Below are 227 nucleotides of genomic sequence, written 5' to 3'. Positions count from 1 at the left end.
CGGTCCCGGATATTGGGTGTTGACGCCGCTCGACACGGGCAAGTTCACGCTCCTAGTCAACCGGGGCTTCGTGCCGCCGGAGCTGCGCGGCAAGGTGGCGGCTCCCGAAGGAGAAGTTTCCGTGGAGGGGCTGTTGCGGGTGACGGAGCCCGGCGGTGGTTTCCTGCGCAGCAACGATCCCGCGCAGGATCGCTGGTACTCGCGCGACGTTGCAGCGATCGCCAGCA

Annotated in this window: 1 protein-coding gene; it reads left to right on the top strand. The window is 67.4% G+C overall.

Features of this window, described 5'->3' with window-relative positions; genetic code table 11:
• Nucleotides 1-16 precede the first annotated feature (16 nt).
• Nucleotides 17-227 (top strand): SURF1 family cytochrome oxidase biogenesis protein (locus QD228_RS17100; protein WP_279876145.1); only part of this gene is annotated, 211 nt, incomplete at its 3' end.

Origin of the sequence: Cobetia sp. 3AK, from assembly GCF_029846335.1 — a bacterium.
Classification (GTDB): domain Bacteria; phylum Pseudomonadota; class Gammaproteobacteria; order Pseudomonadales; family Halomonadaceae; genus Cobetia; species Cobetia marina.
Note: the sequence above shows the minus strand (reverse complement) of the source record. Positions and strands in the feature narration are given on the sequence as shown.